The sequence below is a fragment of the Devosia sp. Leaf420 genome, from assembly GCF_001425445.1.
Lineage (GTDB): Bacteria > Pseudomonadota > Alphaproteobacteria > Rhizobiales > Devosiaceae > Devosia.
Genome location: NZ_LMQU01000013.1, coordinates 285640 through 301216, shown reverse-complemented (window position 1 = coordinate 301216; position 15577 = coordinate 285640). Strand labels below are relative to the sequence as shown.

General features: G+C 60.1%; 19 protein-coding genes and 1 tRNA gene. 7 read left to right on the top strand and 13 right to left on the bottom strand.

Features of this window, described 5'->3' with window-relative positions:
• Positions 1-45: 45 nt before the first annotated feature.
• Positions 46-1464 carry an NADP-dependent phosphogluconate dehydrogenase gene (gndA, locus tag ASG47_RS17380; protein WP_061911359.1) on the bottom strand — a complete coding sequence of 473 codons (1419 nt, stop codon included), beginning with the start codon at positions 1462-1464 and terminating at the stop codon, positions 46-48.
• Between the two features lie 220 nt (positions 1465-1684).
• Between gndA and ASG47_RS17375 the strand changes: the two genes are divergently transcribed.
• Positions 1685-2455, top strand: a complete 771-nt coding sequence (locus ASG47_RS17375; RefSeq protein ID WP_061911357.1) for a glucose 1-dehydrogenase — start codon at positions 1685-1687, stop codon at positions 2453-2455.
• Positions 2442-2990, top strand: a complete 549-nt coding sequence (locus ASG47_RS17370; RefSeq protein ID WP_244487128.1) for a gluconokinase — start codon at positions 2442-2444, stop codon at positions 2988-2990. The genes ASG47_RS17375 and ASG47_RS17370 overlap by 14 nt, the downstream gene beginning before the upstream one ends.
• On the opposite strand, the gene ASG47_RS17365 is transcribed toward ASG47_RS17370, so the two are convergent.
• The 5 genes from ASG47_RS17365 to ASG47_RS17345 all read right to left on the bottom strand — a co-directional run bounded on the left by ASG47_RS17365 (position 2974) and on the right by ASG47_RS17345 (position 6701).
• Positions 2974-3879 (bottom strand): DMT family transporter, encoded by a 906-nt coding sequence (locus ASG47_RS17365; RefSeq protein ID WP_061911353.1) that lies wholly within the window; start codon positions 3877-3879, stop codon positions 2974-2976. The genes ASG47_RS17370 and ASG47_RS17365 overlap by 17 nt on opposite strands.
• 68 nt (positions 3880-3947) lie before the next feature.
• The gene (locus ASG47_RS17360) at positions 3948-4703 is read right to left on the bottom strand and encodes an SDR family NAD(P)-dependent oxidoreductase (RefSeq protein ID WP_061911352.1); all 756 of its coding nucleotides are present in this window, start codon (positions 4701-4703) and stop codon (positions 3948-3950) included.
• Positions 4704-4803: 100 nt separating this feature from the next.
• The gene (locus tag ASG47_RS17355) at positions 4804-5271 is read right to left on the bottom strand and encodes a CYTH domain-containing protein (RefSeq protein WP_061911350.1); all 468 of its coding nucleotides are present in this window, start codon (positions 5269-5271) and stop codon (positions 4804-4806) included.
• Position 5272: 1 nt separating this feature from the next.
• Positions 5273-6157, bottom strand: a complete 885-nt coding sequence (locus tag ASG47_RS17350; RefSeq protein ID WP_061911348.1) for a CHAD domain-containing protein — start codon at positions 6155-6157, stop codon at positions 5273-5275.
• 7 nt (positions 6158-6164) lie between these two features.
• Positions 6165-6701 carry a methylated-DNA--[protein]-cysteine S-methyltransferase gene (locus ASG47_RS17345; protein WP_061911346.1) on the bottom strand — a complete coding sequence of 179 codons (537 nt, stop codon included), beginning with the start codon at positions 6699-6701 and terminating at the stop codon, positions 6165-6167.
• Positions 6702-6755: 54 nt separating this feature from the next.
• On the opposite strand from ASG47_RS17345, the gene ASG47_RS17340 reads away from it, so the two are divergent.
• Positions 6756-7427 (top strand): RluA family pseudouridine synthase, encoded by a 672-nt coding sequence (locus tag ASG47_RS17340; protein WP_061911344.1) that lies wholly within the window; start codon positions 6756-6758, stop codon positions 7425-7427.
• A gap of 13 nt (positions 7428-7440) precedes the next feature.
• Here the strand turns inward: ASG47_RS17340 and ASG47_RS17335 are convergent, their stop codons facing one another.
• Together ASG47_RS17335 and ASG47_RS17330 are read right to left on the bottom strand one after the other, a co-directional pair.
• Positions 7441-7719 (bottom strand): hypothetical protein, encoded by a 279-nt coding sequence (locus tag ASG47_RS17335; RefSeq protein WP_061911342.1) that lies wholly within the window; start codon positions 7717-7719, stop codon positions 7441-7443.
• Positions 7719-8099 (bottom strand): RidA family protein, encoded by a 381-nt coding sequence (locus ASG47_RS17330; protein ID WP_061911340.1) that lies wholly within the window; start codon positions 8097-8099, stop codon positions 7719-7721. The genes ASG47_RS17335 and ASG47_RS17330 overlap by 1 nt, the downstream gene beginning before the upstream one ends.
• A gap of 79 nt (positions 8100-8178) precedes the next feature.
• Here ASG47_RS17330 and ASG47_RS17325 point away from each other — a divergent pair.
• Together ASG47_RS17325 and ASG47_RS17320 are read left to right on the top strand one after the other, a co-directional pair.
• Positions 8179-8263, top strand: a tRNA-Leu gene (locus ASG47_RS17325).
• Positions 8264-8282: 19 nt separating this feature from the next.
• Complete coding sequence (locus tag ASG47_RS17320) at positions 8283-8960, top strand: spermidine synthase (RefSeq protein ID WP_061911338.1); 678 nt, start codon at positions 8283-8285, stop codon at positions 8958-8960.
• Here the strand turns inward: ASG47_RS17320 and gpt are convergent, their stop codons facing one another.
• Complete coding sequence (gene gpt / locus ASG47_RS17315) at positions 8961-9458, bottom strand: xanthine phosphoribosyltransferase (RefSeq protein WP_061911336.1); 498 nt, start codon at positions 9456-9458, stop codon at positions 8961-8963.
• A gap of 79 nt (positions 9459-9537) precedes the next feature.
• The gene (locus tag ASG47_RS17310) at positions 9538-10308 is read right to left on the bottom strand and encodes a competence/damage-inducible protein A (RefSeq protein ID WP_061911334.1); all 771 of its coding nucleotides are present in this window, start codon (positions 10306-10308) and stop codon (positions 9538-9540) included.
• Positions 10309-10430: 122 nt separating this feature from the next.
• Between ASG47_RS17310 and map the strand changes: the two genes are divergently transcribed.
• The gene (gene map, locus ASG47_RS17305) at positions 10431-11261 is read left to right on the top strand and encodes a type I methionyl aminopeptidase (protein ID WP_061911332.1); all 831 of its coding nucleotides are present in this window, start codon (positions 10431-10433) and stop codon (positions 11259-11261) included.
• A 50-nt stretch (positions 11262-11311) separates the two neighbouring features.
• Positions 11312-11989, top strand: a complete 678-nt coding sequence (gene radC, locus ASG47_RS17300; RefSeq protein WP_082511833.1) for a RadC family protein — start codon at positions 11312-11314, stop codon at positions 11987-11989.
• On the opposite strand, the gene ASG47_RS17295 is transcribed toward radC, so the two are convergent.
• The 3 genes from ASG47_RS17295 to dgt form a co-directional block, all read right to left on the bottom strand.
• Entirely contained in the window at positions 11981-13240 is a 1260-nt protein-coding gene (locus ASG47_RS17295; protein WP_061911328.1) for a GNAT family N-acetyltransferase, read from the bottom strand. The two genes, radC and ASG47_RS17295, sit on opposite strands and share 9 nt — an antisense overlap.
• Before the next feature lie 117 nt (positions 13241-13357).
• Positions 13358-14095, bottom strand: a complete 738-nt coding sequence (locus ASG47_RS17290) for a cytochrome c biogenesis CcdA family protein (RefSeq protein WP_061911326.1) — start codon at positions 14093-14095, stop codon at positions 13358-13360.
• Between the two features lie 85 nt (positions 14096-14180).
• The gene (dgt, locus tag ASG47_RS17285; RefSeq protein ID WP_061911324.1) at positions 14181-15524 is read right to left on the bottom strand and encodes a dGTP triphosphohydrolase; all 1344 of its coding nucleotides are present in this window, start codon (positions 15522-15524) and stop codon (positions 14181-14183) included.
• Positions 15525-15577: the final 53 nt, after the last annotated feature.

Here is a 15577-nt window from a genome sequence, read left to right as displayed (position 1 = left end):
GCCGGAGACTAGCCCCGGCTCATGACGTCGAGAAAATTGCGGCGCTTACTTGCCGAGCGTCGACGGCCAGGTGCCGTGGAGATCGGAGCCGCGGCCTTCGATTTCGAAGCCGTGGGCGCCGAAGAAGTCGCGCTGGCCCTGGATCAGGTTGGCGGTACCCTTGGCCTGACGATAGCTGTCAAAGTAGCTGAGCGCAGCCGAGAGACAGATCATCGGGAATTCGCCGATGGCGGCAGCGGCAACGACCTTGCGCAGGCTCGGGTGGGCGTCCTTCATGATCTCGACGAAGTCGGGCACGACGAGCAGATTGGTTGCTTCACCCTTGGCATAGGCCGAGGACATCTGATCGAGGAAGCGCGAGCGGATGATGCAGCCGGCGCGCCAGATCTTGGCGATCGTGGCGAGCGGCAGGGCCCAGCCATTTTCTTCCGAAGCCTTGGCAATCACGGCAAAGCCCTGGGCATAAGACACGATCTTACCGGCGAGGAGCGCCTTTTCGAGATCGGCGAGGGTGACGTCGGTCTTGGCACGGTTAGGCTTGCCATAGATGCCTTCGGCGGCGACGCGTTCAGCCTTGCGCGACGAGATCGAGCGGGCAGCGACAGCGCCTTCGATGGCGGTAGCGGGAACGCCCATCTGCTGCGCGGCGATGGCAGACCAAACGCCAGTGCCCTTCTGGCCAGCCTTATCGAGGATCAGATCAACCAGCGGCTTGCTTGTGTCGGGGTCGACAGCGTCGAGCACGTGGCCGGTGATTTCGATCAGGTAGGAATTGAGCGGACCCTTGTTCCATTCCTTGAAGACATCGGCGCAAGCCTTTGCATCCATGCCCAAACCATCACGCATGACGCCATAGACTTCGGCGATCATCTGCATGTCGCCATATTCGATGCCGTTGTGGATGGTCTTGACGAAATGGCCAGCGCCACCTTCACCGAGATAGGCGCAGCAGCTTTCGCCATCGAACTTGGCAGCAATCGCGGTGAGCACTGGCTCGGCATTGTGCCACTGTTCCTTGGAGCCACCGACCATGATCGAGGGGCCGTGGCGGGCGCCTTCTTCACCGCCGGAAACACCGACGCCGAGATAGCCGATGCCCTTGGGGCCGAGGTAGTCGAAACGGCGCTGGGTGTCGGTGAAGAGCGAATTGCCGCATTCGATGATGGCATCGCCCTTTTCGAGGTGCGGCAGGAGCTGTTCGATCATTTCATCGACCGGCTTGCCGGCCTTCACCATGATGATGATGGAGCGCGGGGCCTTTACGGCCTGGACGAACTCGGCGAGGTCATACTTGGCCGTGACCTTACCATCGAGACCTTCCTTCTTCGCTTCTTCGACGAACTCGTCGATGCGGCCGGGAGACCGATTATGGACGGCGATGGAATAGCCTTTTTCCGCGATGTTGAGCGCGAGGTTGGAACCCATCACCGCCAAGCCGATCAGGCCGATATCTGCATTCGCCATGAAGCTGTCCTTCCGAAGTCTTCGTCGCCGTCAAAATGTCGTGCGCCATGCGCGTGGTGCATAGCATGCGGGGGCGACAATGACCACAAAGTGGGTTCGCTGGAAAGGGCGATGGCGGCAATATTCGACCAATTCGCCATGCTTGTATGGAAGCCCCTATGCGCGTCTTGCCTCATAGCGCTTTGGATGGGTAGAAGCGTCGAGACAGAAGGATTTCAAGATGGGTCAGCGCTCGCCATTCGATCTCTCCGGCCAGCGCGCCCTCGTGACTGGCTCCAGCCGCGGCCTCGGCTTTGCTATGGCCAAGGCGCTCGCTGCGTCCGGTGCGGATATCGTCCTGAATGGACGCGATACTGTGGCACTTGGGGCTGCTGCCGCCGATCTCTCCGAAAGTGGCGTCGAGGTCAAAGCGCTGGCTTTTGACGTGGCGAGCGAGGATAGCGTTGCGGAAGCAATGGATTACTGCGACCGCGAGATCGGACCGATCGACATCCTCGTCAACAACGCCGGCACAATGGTTGGCGGCGCGCTCGAAGACTACCCGCTTGATCGTTTTGAAGCCTTGCTGTCGGCCAATGTTGTCTCTGCCCTGTGCGTAGCGCAGGTCGTTGGCAAGAGCATGCTGGCGCGGGGTCGGGGCAAGATCATCAATATCTGCTCGACGCGGGCCGATCGCCCCCTACCCGGCAACGGGCCTTATGCGGCGACCAAGGCCGCGCTAGTGAACCTGACCCGCGCCATGGCGCTGGAATGGGCGCCGCGAGGTCTGCATGTCAACGGTATAGCGCCGGGATTCTTTGCGACCGAAATGAACGCTGCGCGCATGGCTGATCCGGACTTTCAATCATTTATGTCGCGCGTTTCACCAATGGGGCGCTGGGGCGAGCCGGATGAACTCGGCGGCGCCGTTGTCTTTCTTGCCTCGGCGGCATCCAGTTTCGTCAATGGGCACATACTTTACGTCGATGGAGGCCACAGTGCAGCAGTCTGAACCCGCCCGCATCATTATCGTCATGGGCGTCAGCTCCTCGGGCAAGTCTACCGTCGGCGCGGCGCTGGGGCGGGCGCTGCACGCGCCATTTCTCGATGGCGACAAATATCATCCCGAAGCAAATGTCGAAAAAATGCGCGCCGGCATTCCGCTCACGGATGATGATCGCTGGCCTTGGCTCGAAGCCTTGGCGGCAGCATTGAAAGATGCCGCGGACAAGAAAAAGGGCATTGCTGTTGGAGCATGCTCGGCCCTGAGAAAGGCCTATCGTGATTTCATTACCGAGAAAGCCGGAGAGCCGGTGTGTTTCGTTTATCTCGATGGCAGCCGCGAGGTGATTGGCGAACGGATGGCCAAGCGCAACCACGAATATATGCCGACGAGCCTCCTCGACAGCCAGTTCGCGACGCTCGAAGTGCCGGACCCGGAGACTGAAAACGTCATCGTGGTGCCGGTGACTGATCCGGTAAACCGGATCGTGACAACGGTGACCGGCCAACTCGATCACCTCAAGAGCTTCAAGCGCTGGCAGTAGCTTTTCGGGTGAAACGGCCCTGCCCATAGGCAACCAGCGCCGCAGCGCCGACGACCAGAAGCGCGCCGAGAAGCGCGATTAGTGGCGGAACGATTGCGAGTAGGATCAGGTCGAAGCCAAAGGCCCAGATGATGCCGGTATATTCATAGGGCGCGAGGACGGAAACCGGAGCGCGGGCGACCGATTCCATCAGCAGTACGTGCCCGAGGCCGCCAAGAAGACCAGCGCTGACAAGTAGCCAAAATTGGGCTTGGGTCAGGTCGGCCCACCCGAGAAGCGCGGATGCAAGTCCGGCAGCCGAGCAGATCAGCGCAAACGAGAGTGCGATGCTGGCAGGCGGCTCGGTGCGCGTGAGATCCTTGACCTGGACACGTGACAGCGCGTTGGTGGCGGCCATGGCGACGCCTGCACCCACGCCGATCAAGGTTCCTTCGCGCAGATCGCTACCGACGAGGGACGGATACAGCATCAGCACGATGCCGGCGAAGCCGAGCACGACGCCGAAGAAGATCGTGGCCCCAGGCCGCTCACGCAGAAAGATCATGGCGGCAGCGATCGAGAGAATCGGCGCGAGATAGGTCAGCGCCGTGGCAAGGCCCACCGACAGGTAGCGCAGCGAAACGAAGGAAAAGAACATGACCGCGCAGCCAAGGAGGCCGCGGACCAGATGCTTGTGCGGATACCGGGTGCGGATGGATTGGCCGAGTTCACGCCGGACGGTGAGATAGATCAGCGTCGGCAAAAGGGCGACGAAGCTACGCCAGAAGATAATCTGGCCTGTCGGTACGCCATCCGCGGCAACGGCGTGCACAGCGGTCGACATGCCCGACATGACGGCAAGGCCGCCCGTCGAAAGCCAAAGGGCGGCCGCGATATTCTGCTTGGGCATGGGTGGGGGTCACAGGAGGGAAAGTTTCGCCCTTGGTAGTGTTCCCCACCCTGCCCTGCAAGTGCGGATTACTGCGCGGCGTAACCGCCATCGACCAGATGATAGGAACCGGTGATGAAGGATGCCTCATCGGACAGGAGGAACAGCGTCAGCGCCGCGACCTCACCGGACTGACCGAGACGCCCGACCGGATGCAGCGCACGAAGGCCATTTAACGTTTCCGACGGGGTTGCAGAGCCGAGGAGCGGGGTTTCGATAAAGCCCGGACCGACGGCGGTCACGCGGATGCCATCCTTGGCATAGTCGATGGCGGCCGCCTTGGTGAGACCGACGACGCCGTGCTTGGCCGAAACATAGGCCGGAGCGCTGGCAAAGCCATTGGTGCCGAGGATCGAGGCCATGTTGACGATGGCGCCACCGCCGTTCTTGAGCATGGCAGCGATCTCGTACTTCATCGAATAAAAGACGGAGTTGAGGTTGACGTCGATGACCTTGTGCCAATCGTCAAAGGTGTAATCGCCGGCCTTGGCTGCCTTGCCACCAATGCCGGCATTGTTCACGGCAACGTCGAGCTTGCCATAGGTATCGATAGTGAACTGGACGGCCTTTTCGACCTGGTCAATCTTGCTGACGTCAACCGCGACGGCTGCGGCTTCGCCACCGGCAGCCTTGACGGCGTCCACGGCAGCCTGGGCGGCATCGAGCTTGAGATCGGCAACAACAACCTTGGCACCACGCGCCGCCAACTGCTTGACGACCGCTTCACCGATGCCGGAAGCGCCACCCGTGACGAATGCGACCTTGCCTGAAAAATCCTGTGCCATAACAATCTCCTTTATCCCTTGGAGATATGCGCTTTGGCCGCTGGTGCAACAGCGTTTGCGACGAAGTCCGGTGAACGGATTGTTCAATCGCGACACGAACTTATTGCGGCACACCAGGCGTGCGCGAGAGGCTGGCATTGGCATAGCGATCGTCGTCGGTGACCTCTCGCCCGATCCAATCGGGAATGGCGACCTCGTCGTGTTCGGACGTCATTTCAACTTCGGCCAGAACAAGTCCCTCATGCAGCCCTTCGAAGACGTCGATCTCCCAGACATGATTGCCGAACGGTGCTTTGTGGCGGCGCTTCTCGACGATATTGGGAGAAGAAAGAGCCATCATTTCCCGCGCGTCAGCGAGCGGCACCTCATATTCGAATTCTGGGCGGGTAAGGCCGATTGCTTTACCCTTAAGGGTCAGTACGGCGCGAGTATCATCGAAGATACGTATGCGAACCGTGGCCTTGGCGCTGGTCGAAAGATAGCCCTGCTGCAGGCGTGCTGCACTTGTCACCGCGCTCTTCCACGCGTCGCTCTTGAGCAGGAATTTGCGTTCAATTTCCTCGGCCAATTCAGATGTCCTTGGGCAAGAGTTTCCAGAATTTTCCGAGCCGGGCGGTTAGCGCAGCACGGTTTTCAACGCAGAGCTCTCGCCCAAGCGGGATCGCTTTTTCGGCCAAGGCTTGTTGTTGGCCCGCAAGGCCCTCGCGCAAACTGACATCGAGTGGGCCGGCCTTTTGCGATAGAAAATCAGCGAGAACCGCGATGTTGTGATGGTCACCGAGCAGATCGCCGAGCGTGTCGAGATGCGCCTCGCGTGCAGAAAGGATATGCGGCGCGGATTTGCTCAAGAGGCCAATGTGAAACCAATGACCTTTCGACTGCTTGCGCCATTCATGAAAATCGACGGGATCATGGGACTTCGCGGCCTTTTTCATCCGCATCTGCATTTCGCTGTAGGTATCGCTCAGGCCCGCTCTGAACAGCTGGAAACCGTCACCGCTGAGTGACCAATCGGGCACGCGGCCAAGCGCGTTCTGCATGGCTAGCGCAAAGTCCCATAAAAGCTGCGACTGGTTTTGCTCGGCTTTCACATTGTCCAAATGGGACGTCAGCAGCGCGCAAAGATTTTGCTTCCGCTCTTCGGGACAGTCGGCCGCCCATGGCTTTTGCATGGCGGCGTCGAAGGTTTCGACCATGACTGCCGCATCGCGGGACACTGAAAGCGCGCTTGCGGCATCCCGGAATGCCGCGTTTTCGGCCTCGAATTCTTTGAAATTAGGTCGGACGAGGCGTATCAGACCGCGGATCTTCTTGCAGCGACGACGAAGGCCATGAACAGTCTTGTCGAAGTCCTTGTAGGCTTCGGCCAATTCAAGCGCCGACGTGATCTGATCCGCCGCGATCTGCCGTACCTGTGCCGGGGTGTCCTTGCGCTGCTTGAATGAAAAGCTCATGCCACTCCTAGAACGCGAACTGCATCTGCCCCGGCGGCGTGCCAAGGCTCACACCTTCCAACGCCAGCATGACGCGCTTGGTTGCCGTGCCGCCAGGTGCAGAAAAGCCTCCAGCCCCACCGCGCGCCGCAAGAACGCGGTGGCAAGGAATGATAAGGGGAATAGGATTTGCGCCCATCGCCTGACCAACGGCGCGCGAAAGGCCGACATCGCCTAGTTGCCGCGCCATGTCACCATAAGTGGTTGTCTCCCTACGGCTAATCGTGAGCAGGATGTCGTAACAGCGACGGTGGAAGGTCGGCACGCCATCGAGATCAAGCGGGACATCCGCGAAATCGACAACCTCGCCTTCGGCATAGTCCTCGATCCTGTCGAGCACAGCGCTGATTACCCGCGGCGGCTCCGAGCGTTGGGCGCCGAGTTGTGCAAGGCGATGCTCGAGCGCGATGGCTTCGTTGCCGGGCAGGAATACGCGCCTGATGCCTTGGTCGGTCCAGATCAGTGCGAATTCGCCGAGCGCCGTAGTGAAGGTCGTGCTATGCATCGTGCGAGCATAGTAGGGTTGGTGAAAACGGCCAAGCTCTGCTAAAGCCCCGGCATGCCCGGTCCCATGCCCACACTGCTTAACTATTTTCCGCCCACCGATCCCTATCTCAACGTGATCCACGTCGATGACGATATTCTGGTGGTGGACAAGCAGAGCGGCTTGTTGAGCGTTCCCGGCAAGGATCCCAGCCTCTGGGATTGCGTCGAACATCGCGCGCGACAGACGTGGCCAACCGCCGGCATGTGTCATCGGCTCGACAAGGACACGTCAGGTGTCTTGGTGCTGGCGCTCAACAAGCGCGCCCATGGACGCATCGGCAGCCAGTTCGAACATCGGCAGACGACGAAAAGCTATGTGGCCCGCGTTGCAGGCGTCGTCGCCGAAGACAGCGGCGTCATCGACCTGCCCCTTGCGACCGATTGGGAAAACAAACCAAGACAGCGCGTCGATTTCGAGAATGGACGCCACGCCAAGACCGAATGGCAGGTTTTAGAGCGCGAAACCAATGCGACACGCGTAAAGCTGGTGCCACTGACCGGCCGGACGCACCAGTTGCGCGTGCATATGCTCGCCATTGGTCATGTCATCCTCGGCGACGCATTCTATGCCGAAGAGGATGACTTCAAGGCGGCCGATCGGCTCCAACTGCATGCGGCAGAGCTGGGTTTTACCCATCCAACGCGCGAAGAGTTCATGACCTTCGTGGCGCCAACGCCCTTCTGACCGGTCTTTCTGATCAGTCTTCGAACCTCACTTCGATCCGCTGGAAAATGCTGCCTTCCTTCATGGTGTCGAGCCATTTGCGGAAATCGGCGACATCGGTGAAACCGGCGCGCTTGGCATCTTTATCGGTAACTTCATCCGCACTCATATCGGTGACGGAAACGATCGACAGTTGACCAAGCTTGGTCTTGAGCGTGCCGCCGGTTTTAACGGTCGGACGGTTCCAGCGGCGGAAGATCACATCGACCTTGCCGGCCTTGATGTCTTCGAGAAGCGCGAGTTTGAGCAGCATCAGTCGAGGACCGCCGTGGCTGTGATTTCGATTTTGAGCCCCTTGGCGAGCAATTCCTTGACGACCACCGTGGCGCGGACCGGGAATGGCTGCTGAGTAAAAAACTCGCGGTAGACCGTGTTCATGCCAGGGGCGTCGGCGCTGTCGACAAGAAAAATCTGCACCATGACGAGGTTGGCAAGCGTGCCGCCAGCGGCATTGAGTGCGATCTGCAGGTTCTCGATACAGCGGCGAGCCTGTGCTTCGATACCGCCCTCGACGATCTCGCCGCTGACCGGATCTTCGGCGATAGCCACGAGCCAGAGATGCTTGCCGGCGCGCACAGCGTCATTGATCGGCGCCGAGGATGGCGCAATGCCGGTTTCGATGCGTTCGATCATCTTCTCTCCGGGGTTGAGAATCGTCAGAGCACAATTGTCTTGCGCATCGCCTTGTGACAAACACGGGCCACCGAGCCAAGCGGGCGTGGTGAAACTGGTAGACACAAGGGACTTAAAATCCCTCGGCTAACGCTGTACGGGTTCGATTCCCGTCGCCCGCACCATCTCCTTATCCGAGCGCTCATGAAACCCTGGATCCATCTCGATACGGCAAATGTCCCGGGGGACAAAACCCAGCTCAAACTGATGCAGCGGGACGATGAATTCTCCATCATGCTCGGCACCAATGAGCTGATGAACAGCCGCCTCAGTGGCTCGGAAGAAGCGCTGGCGACACTGAGCGCCGATCGCGTGGGCAAGCGTCCCCAGGCGCGCGTTTTGATCGGCGGCCTCGGCTTGGGTTTTACGCTGCGTGCGGCACAGGCGTGTTTTGGGCCGGACAGCGAATTGGTCGTGGCGGAACTGGTCCCTGAGATCATCGCCTGGGCGCGCGGTCCGCTGACGCCAGTTTTCGGTACCTGCCTGGATGACCCGCGGGTCAGAATCGTCAATGACGACGTCGGAAAACTTATCGCGGCGCGGAAAGCTGCCTATGATGCGATCTTGCTCGATGTGGACAATGGGCCGGACGGCGTGAGCCGGGAGCAGAACGACAAGCTCTATGGGCTCAAGTCGCTCAGAACGTCGCTGGATGCCTTGTGTCCGGGCGGCGTGCTCGCTGTTTGGTCGGCGCATCCGAGTGAGCCATTCACAAAGCGTTTGGCGGCAGCGGGATTTTCGGTCGAAGAAGTAAAAGTGCGCGCGCGCAGCGGCGGTCGCGGCGCGCGGCACGTTATCTGGTTGGGCAAAAAGCCTGGCTGATCAGTCTGTGCCGCCCGAGATCGGAGCGACGTAAGCGACGTCGAGGTCCCACGGGAAGAAGATCCAGGTGTCCTGGCTGACTTCGGTGATGAACGTATCCACCATTTCGCGGCCCTTGGGCTTGGCATAGACAGTGGCAAAATGAGCGCCGGGGAGCATTTCGCGGACAACGCGGGCGGTGTTGCCGGTATCGACGAGATCGTCGACGATCAGGATCTTGCCGCCACCCTTGCAAAGCTCGATGACCGGCTGGCTGATTTCCTTGAGGATCTTGATGCCCGTCTGGTTCTGGTGGTCGTAGCTCTTTGCCGCCACAGTCTCGACAGTGCGGATGTTCAATTCGCGCGCCACGATAGCGGCCGGTACAAGCCCACCACGAGCAATGGCGACGACTGCATCAAACGGGCCGAGGCTGGCGAGGCGCCACGCCAAGGCGCGGCTATCGCGGTGAAACTGGTCCCAGGTGACGGGAAACGACTTCTGGTTGGGATTGCTCAACGCTCAAAACTCCGGGGGCGTGCGGGCCGATTGATCCTTCGTGGGGACCGTCCATATCAAAGCGCGGCCAATCCGCCAATCATTCCGCATCGGGTGGCGCGATACCGGCCTTTTCGTGAGCGTCTAATACCATGGCGCGCACCTTCTCGGTGGCCTCGTTTAGCCGCGCCTCGTCGGAAGAGCGCAAGACGAGCTCGGTCATAACGCGGTCTTTGCCCATCTGTGGATAAGAGCCCATCTTCACGTCGGGGTACTCTGCCTGCAGTGCCCCAAGCGGGCCGCCGAGAGTTCCTTCACCGACTGCCGCTTTGACGGTTTTAGAAAGGACCTTCTTCCCGCCTTCAAGTTTTGGGGCGAGCGCTTCGAGCATGGCGCGCATGATGACGGGGACGCCGGCCATGACATGGACATTGCCGATGCGAAAGCCGGGAGCGGCGCTGACGGAATTGACGATGAGATCGGCGCCTTCCGGGATGCGCGCCATGCGCAGGCGCGCCTCGTTGACCTCGGTGCCAGTCTGGGCCCAGCGGGCTTCGAGCATGGCGCGGGCCTGCGGATTGATTGGCAGCGCCACGCCGAATGCCTTGGCGATGGCGTCGGCGGTGATGTCGTCGTGGGTCGGGCCTATGCCGCCCGTTGTGAAGACGTAGGTATAGCGCTGGCGAAGCGCGTTGACGGCTTCGACGATCGACTCTTCGACGTCGCTGACGACCCGGACTTCGGTGAGGTCGATGCCAAGATCGGTGCAGAAATCGGCGACGGCGCCGATGTTCACGTCCTTGGTGCGGCCGGAGAGGATTTCGTCGCCGATGACGAGGAGACCGGCAGTGACGCGCGCTTGACTGGACATGATGGGACCCGGTGGTGTTTGAGCCAAGAGGAATGCCCCTGCCCCAACGCGCCGTCAAGGTTAGAAGCCCTTTCCATTGCGGCAGCAACTGACTAGGTTTAGGGCATCATCCGGAGTCCTGCATGGTTACCTACGTCGAAGCATCCGCCAAACCGCGTCGCACCGCCGGCATCATTCCGATCCATGGGACGGAAGGCTTTGAGGGCATGCGCAAGGCCGGCGCGCTGACGGCACAGGCATTGGACATCCTGGCGAAGTATGTCGAGCCGGGCGTCGACACAGCAAAGCTTGACCAGATCGCCTACGAATTTGGTCGCGATCATGGCGCCGTGCCTGCAACGCTATTCTACAAAGGCTATCGGCATTCGATCTGCACATCGATCAACCATGTTGTCTGCCACGGCATCCCCGACGAGCGCGGCATGCGCGAGGGCGACATCGTCAATATCGACCTGACCTTTATCGTCGATGGCTGGTATGGCGATTCGAGCCGCATGTACCCCGTCGGAGAAATATCCCGAAAAGCCGAGCGGCTGATCGAAGTGACCTATGCGAGCCTCGAGGCAGGCCTTGCTGCGGCCAAACCCGGTAATACGACGGGCGATATCGGTGCGGCGATCCAGGCTGTCGCCGAAGGCGAGCGCATGAGCGTGGTGCGTGATTTCGTCGGCCATGGTGTCGGCCGGCTATTCCACGACGAGCCGAACATTCTCCATTTCGGAACGCCGGGCACCGGCGTCCCGATCAAGCCGGGAATGATCTTCACCATCGAGCCGATGATCAATCTCGGCAAGCCGCACGTGAAAATTCTCTCGGATGGCTGGACCGCAGTGACGCGTGACCGGACGCTGTCGGCGCAGTGCGAGCACTCGATCGGCATCACGGAAACCGGCAACGAGGTGTTTACGCTTTCGCCCGGCGGCCTGTTCAATCCTCTCGCAGCACGGAAGTAGCGTTGAGCGACAAACCCGAGACCAAATCCGGTGGGCTGGCGGAAGCGCCGATGAAACCGCATTATCTTGGGCATCGCGAGCGAGCACGCGAGCGGTTCAATGCCGTAGGCGGGGATGGCCTTGCGGACTACGAACTGCTTGAGCTGCTCCTCCATATCATTTTGCCCCAGCGCGATACCAAAGCGCTGGCCAAGGACCTTCTGGCGCGCTTTGGTTCGATCTCGGAAGTCCTCGGTGCGGCCCCTGCGCGCCTGGCGGAGATCAAGGGGCTTGGGGAAACCTCGATCACCCACCTCAAGGTCATGCAGGCCGTGGCGCAGCGCTATGGGCGCGATCAGATCAATGTCGAAAAGCCAATCCTCTCATCGTGGACGCAGTTGATCGACTATTGCCGAAGCGCCATGGCTTTCGAAAACATCGAACAGTTCCGAGTTCTCTTCCTCGATAAGAAGAATCGACTGATTGCCGATGAGGTGCAACAGGTCGGGACGGTCGACCACACGCCGGTCTATCCTCGCGAGGTCATTAAGCGAACGCTGGAATTGTCCGCTTCCGCATTGATCCTCGTCCACAATCATCCGTCCGGCGATCCATCGCCTTCGCCTGCGGATGTGAAGATGACGCGCGAAATCGGAGATATCGCCCGGCAGATGGGCATAACACTCCACGACCACATCATCATCGGTCGATCGGGTCATGCCTCCTTGCGCGGGCTGAAACTACTCTGAGGTCTGGGACGCCTGCGGCTTCTTGCCGAAAAGGCGATCGCGGGTCTGATGCGCGGTCCGGATTGCGCTCTTGATGCGCGGATTGGCCTTGGCCTGAGCACGCGCCTTCTGGAACTGCTGGTGCAGTCCGACAGAAAGCCGGCCTTTCCAGGTGCGACCGACATAGTGCTGGCGGATCGGAATCTGCACGTTGCACCAATGGCGTTTCTCGTCGGTGAAGCCGGAGCCCATGTCGAACATGGTGAAACCGCCATCGAACACCGACTGCATGACGCGCAACAGACACTGCTTGCCCGGCGAACCGTTCTGGATGGCAGGATCGTCGCTCATTGACGAGATCAGGCAAAACATTCGAGTACCATGGACGATATTGTAGCGCACCGCGACGATATCGCCGTTGAGGCGGAGAACGTGGAGGCGGACATCGAGCCCCGAGCCCGGCTGCATCGCCTTCTGGTAGAAATCGACGAGGTTGTCGCAAACAAACGTGTCGCGAATGCCCTGCGCCTTGAAGCGGGCGGAACGCTGGCGGAACATCACCTCAATGGCGGCCTTGCCGGTTACCGGATTGGTAACGAATTCGAACCCAACTTCGCCGAGCGCTGCGAGACGATCACCTTGCTGCCGATCATGCTTACGGCGGCTACGACTGCGCTGGATCTGATCGCACTGTTCCCAGGACGAGAACTCGGAGCGGTAGAGCGTTTCGACCGCGAGGGCGCTGCCGAGTTCGTCGAAAAGCCCGCCGTAGCCCGTGATTTCGGCGGGAATGGCGCGAAGGTAGACCGCGTCGGCATCAGGCAGTTCGGCGATCATCGATTGCCAAAGTTGCAAGCGGCCGGCGGGGCCAAGCAGCGTGAGCTTTTCGTAATTTGAAATCGGCGCGTAGCAACCGACCTGGGAGCGCGGGAACCACGTGTAGACCGTAACGCCGAGCTGCCGGCGGCGATGGAGCGGCATCAGCGCGACTGGCTCGCCCTCGATTTCGCCAACGATGAAGGCTTGGTCCTTTTGGGCAATGCCGCGATCAGCGATCCAGAGTTTGATAAAATCAAAGCTCTGCCCGGGCGACTCGACGCTACTCTCGGTCAGCGACCGCCAAACAGCCTCGACATCATCAATATTGCGGGTGAACCGCGCGCTGACGCGCACGCCGAGACGCGGCGCTGCTTCGGCTCTTTGCTCGAGCGCATCGCTTTCAATAGCGAGTGCCCGAAGTAATGGTTGGCTGTTGATGTGTGCCGTACCCATATTCCCCGCCCCAATAGCGCCGCAAGCATTGCGGCACGCGAGTAAACCGAGGCTGAAGATCGCTCAGAAATTGTTCTGGGACTTTCAGAAAATTTGAGAGGGTTAAGAAAGTCCTGCTCAGCCGAAGGTCGACAGCACTGGAAAAGTCTCGAGGAACCAGAACGATATGCGGGTAAAATTGCCCGTAAGAAACAACACGCCGGTGACCACCAGCAGGCCGCCCATCACTTTCTCGACGGTGTGAAGATGCCGCTTGAAGGAATGGAAGAACGTCAGGAACGGGCCGATGGCAATGCCCGCGAGGAAGAAGGGGATGCCGAGGCCAAGCGAATAAAGCCCGAGCAACGAAGCGCCTTCCCAGGCTGTATCGCGGCTGGCGGCAACTGAGAGGATGGCAGCGAGCACGGGTCCGATGCACGGGGTCCAGCCGATGGCAAAGGCGAGGCCGAGCAGGAAGCCACCACCCGGACCTGACGCTACGCCGGGACCATTGTGCCGCAACTGGCGGTCGAGAAAGGCCAGGCGATAAACGCCGAGGAAATGAAGTCCCATGGCGATGATGACGACGCCGGCAACGGGGGTCAGGATCGGCAAGAGCTGCCGGAACACCTGGCCAAACGCCGTTGCGGTTGCGCCAAGGGTAACGAAGACGACCGAAAAGCCGAGGATAAAAAAGAGCGAGGTGATCGCGACCTTGAGGGTCAGCTTGCCCGCACCGGTATCCACATCGTCGCGGAGCTGGTCGAAACTCGCGCCGCTCATATAGGTCAGATAGGGCGGAACCAGCGGAAGGACGCAGGGGCTAAGAAAGCTCAAGACGCCTGCGCCGATGACCAGAGGCAGGGAAAATTCCAAGGTGACGCTCCTCGTTCACGCCTTCTCTAGCGCGGCAGCGCCGTAAAGCAATCTGCCTTACCGTCGCATCGCGCCGATGTGAGGACTAATGGCCCGAGAGCATTTTGGAAATGCGGAGCGCGTAGCGGTCTGTCATGCCGGACGTGTAATCGGCTAGCGCGTGGAGTGCCTCGGCCGGTGTGGTCAGATCGCGCAGGTCAAGATCGAGCGCCCGCACCAGTTGTTGGGAGCGAGAGCCAAGGCTTTCTGGCTGCCAGCCAACGGCGGCGAGATCTTCGTAGACCGGCAGGATGCCGGACATGACATTGTTGATGATGCGACGGCCGGAGACTTCCAGTTCGGTTTTGCGACGGGCGGTGAAAATGTGGTCGTTCGACAATTGGCGCATGTCGGTGAACATCTGGCCCATCTCGCAAACCTCAGTCAGCGAGCCGGAAAAGGTGCCGTCCATGATCGCAGCGTGGTTGTCGATGAAGGCTTTGACGCAGCTTTCAATTGCTTGGCCGATAGCCATGGCGCGCAGCATGGCGACGTGCTCGGCCTGGCTTCGATCCCCAGCGCTTTCGTCGCGCGGCTTTGCAACCTTGACGAGGATTGCGACGACCTCCTTGTAGGAGAGTTCGCCGGTGGTGAAGGCATCTTCGATATCAACGATATTGTAGCAGATATCGTCTGCAGCCTCGACGACGTAGACCAGCGGATGGCGGCGCCACCATTTCTGGACGCCGATGCGCTCTTCGGGCAAGCCTAGCGTCGTTGCGACATCCTCAAACAACGCCTCCTCGCTGCTGAAGAAACCGAATTTCTTGAGGCCGACATAGCTCGTCTCGTTGCTTGCCTTGAGCGCAGCGCGTGTCCTAGCAGTCACCGGATACTTCATGAAAGCACCGAGCGTTGCCTTCGAGAGTCTCATGCCACCGTCGTTGCGACGCATTTCAAGCCGCGTCAAAATGCGAAATCCCTGGGCATTTCCTTCAAAGGCGGTGAACTCTGGCTGGATCGCTGCATCGACCTCGCGGGCTATCCCTTTGCTTGCCGCAAACTGCTCGGCAAACCAGGAGCCCATCGCATCTTCGCCGGAATGGCCGAATGGCGGATTGCCGATGTCATGGGCGACGCTGGCGGCCTGAACGATATTGGCGAGGGCATGCTCGTCGCCGGGACTGATCAGCTCCTGCCCGACCAGCCACTGGCCAATGCGCATGGCAAGCGATCGGCCAACGCTGCTGACCTCGATGGAATGGATGAGGCGATGATGCACATGGTCGTGCTCATAAAGCGGCTGCACCTGCGTCTTGTTGGCGAGGCGCCGGAAGGGTGCGGAAAAGACGATGCGGTCGTGGTCTTGCACGAAAATGGACCGGCTCGCCTGCGACGCAGTCTTCTTGTCCCCGAGGCGTTCCTCGGAAATCAGGCGGTTCCATTCCATGACTGGTCCTCACACAGACAAGCGACACTGGATATGAACTGCCAAACATGTCG

Coding starts and splice junctions, on each gene's coding strand:
- ASG47_RS17335 (WP_061911342.1), bottom strand. CDS start 7,719: ATGCTGCTCAAACTCGCGCTTCTCGAAGACATCAAGGCCGGCAAGGTC.
- ASG47_RS17360 (WP_061911352.1), bottom strand. CDS start 4,703: ATGGCACAGGATTTTTCAGGCAAGGTCGCATTCGTCACGGGTGGCGCT.
- ASG47_RS17365 (WP_061911353.1), bottom strand. CDS start 3,879: ATGCCCAAGCAGAATATCGCGGCCGCCCTTTGGCTTTCGACGGGCGGC.
- map (WP_061911332.1), top strand. CDS start 10,431: ATGGTTACCTACGTCGAAGCATCCGCCAAACCGCGTCGCACCGCCGGC.
- ASG47_RS17340 (WP_061911344.1), top strand. CDS start 6,756: ATGCCCGGTCCCATGCCCACACTGCTTAACTATTTTCCGCCCACCGAT.
- radC (WP_082511833.1), top strand. CDS start 11,312: ATGAAACCGCATTATCTTGGGCATCGCGAGCGAGCACGCGAGCGGTTC.
- gndA (WP_061911359.1), bottom strand. CDS start 1,464: ATGGCGAATGCAGATATCGGCCTGATCGGCTTGGCGGTGATGGGTTCC.
- ASG47_RS17350 (WP_061911348.1), bottom strand. CDS start 6,157: ATGAGCTTTTCATTCAAGCAGCGCAAGGACACCCCGGCACAGGTACGG.
- ASG47_RS17295 (WP_061911328.1), bottom strand. CDS start 13,240: ATGGGTACGGCACACATCAACAGCCAACCATTACTTCGGGCACTCGCT.
- ASG47_RS17330 (WP_061911340.1), bottom strand. CDS start 8,099: ATGATCGAACGCATCGAAACCGGCATTGCGCCATCCTCGGCGCCGATC.
- ASG47_RS17375 (WP_061911357.1), top strand. CDS start 1,685: ATGGGTCAGCGCTCGCCATTCGATCTCTCCGGCCAGCGCGCCCTCGTG.
- ASG47_RS17345 (WP_061911346.1), bottom strand. CDS start 6,701: ATGCATAGCACGACCTTCACTACGGCGCTCGGCGAATTCGCACTGATC.
- dgt (WP_061911324.1), bottom strand. CDS start 15,524: ATGGAATGGAACCGCCTGATTTCCGAGGAACGCCTCGGGGACAAGAAG.
- ASG47_RS17310 (WP_061911334.1), bottom strand. CDS start 10,308: ATGTCCAGTCAAGCGCGCGTCACTGCCGGTCTCCTCGTCATCGGCGAC.
- ASG47_RS17320 (WP_061911338.1), top strand. CDS start 8,283: ATGAAACCCTGGATCCATCTCGATACGGCAAATGTCCCGGGGGACAAA.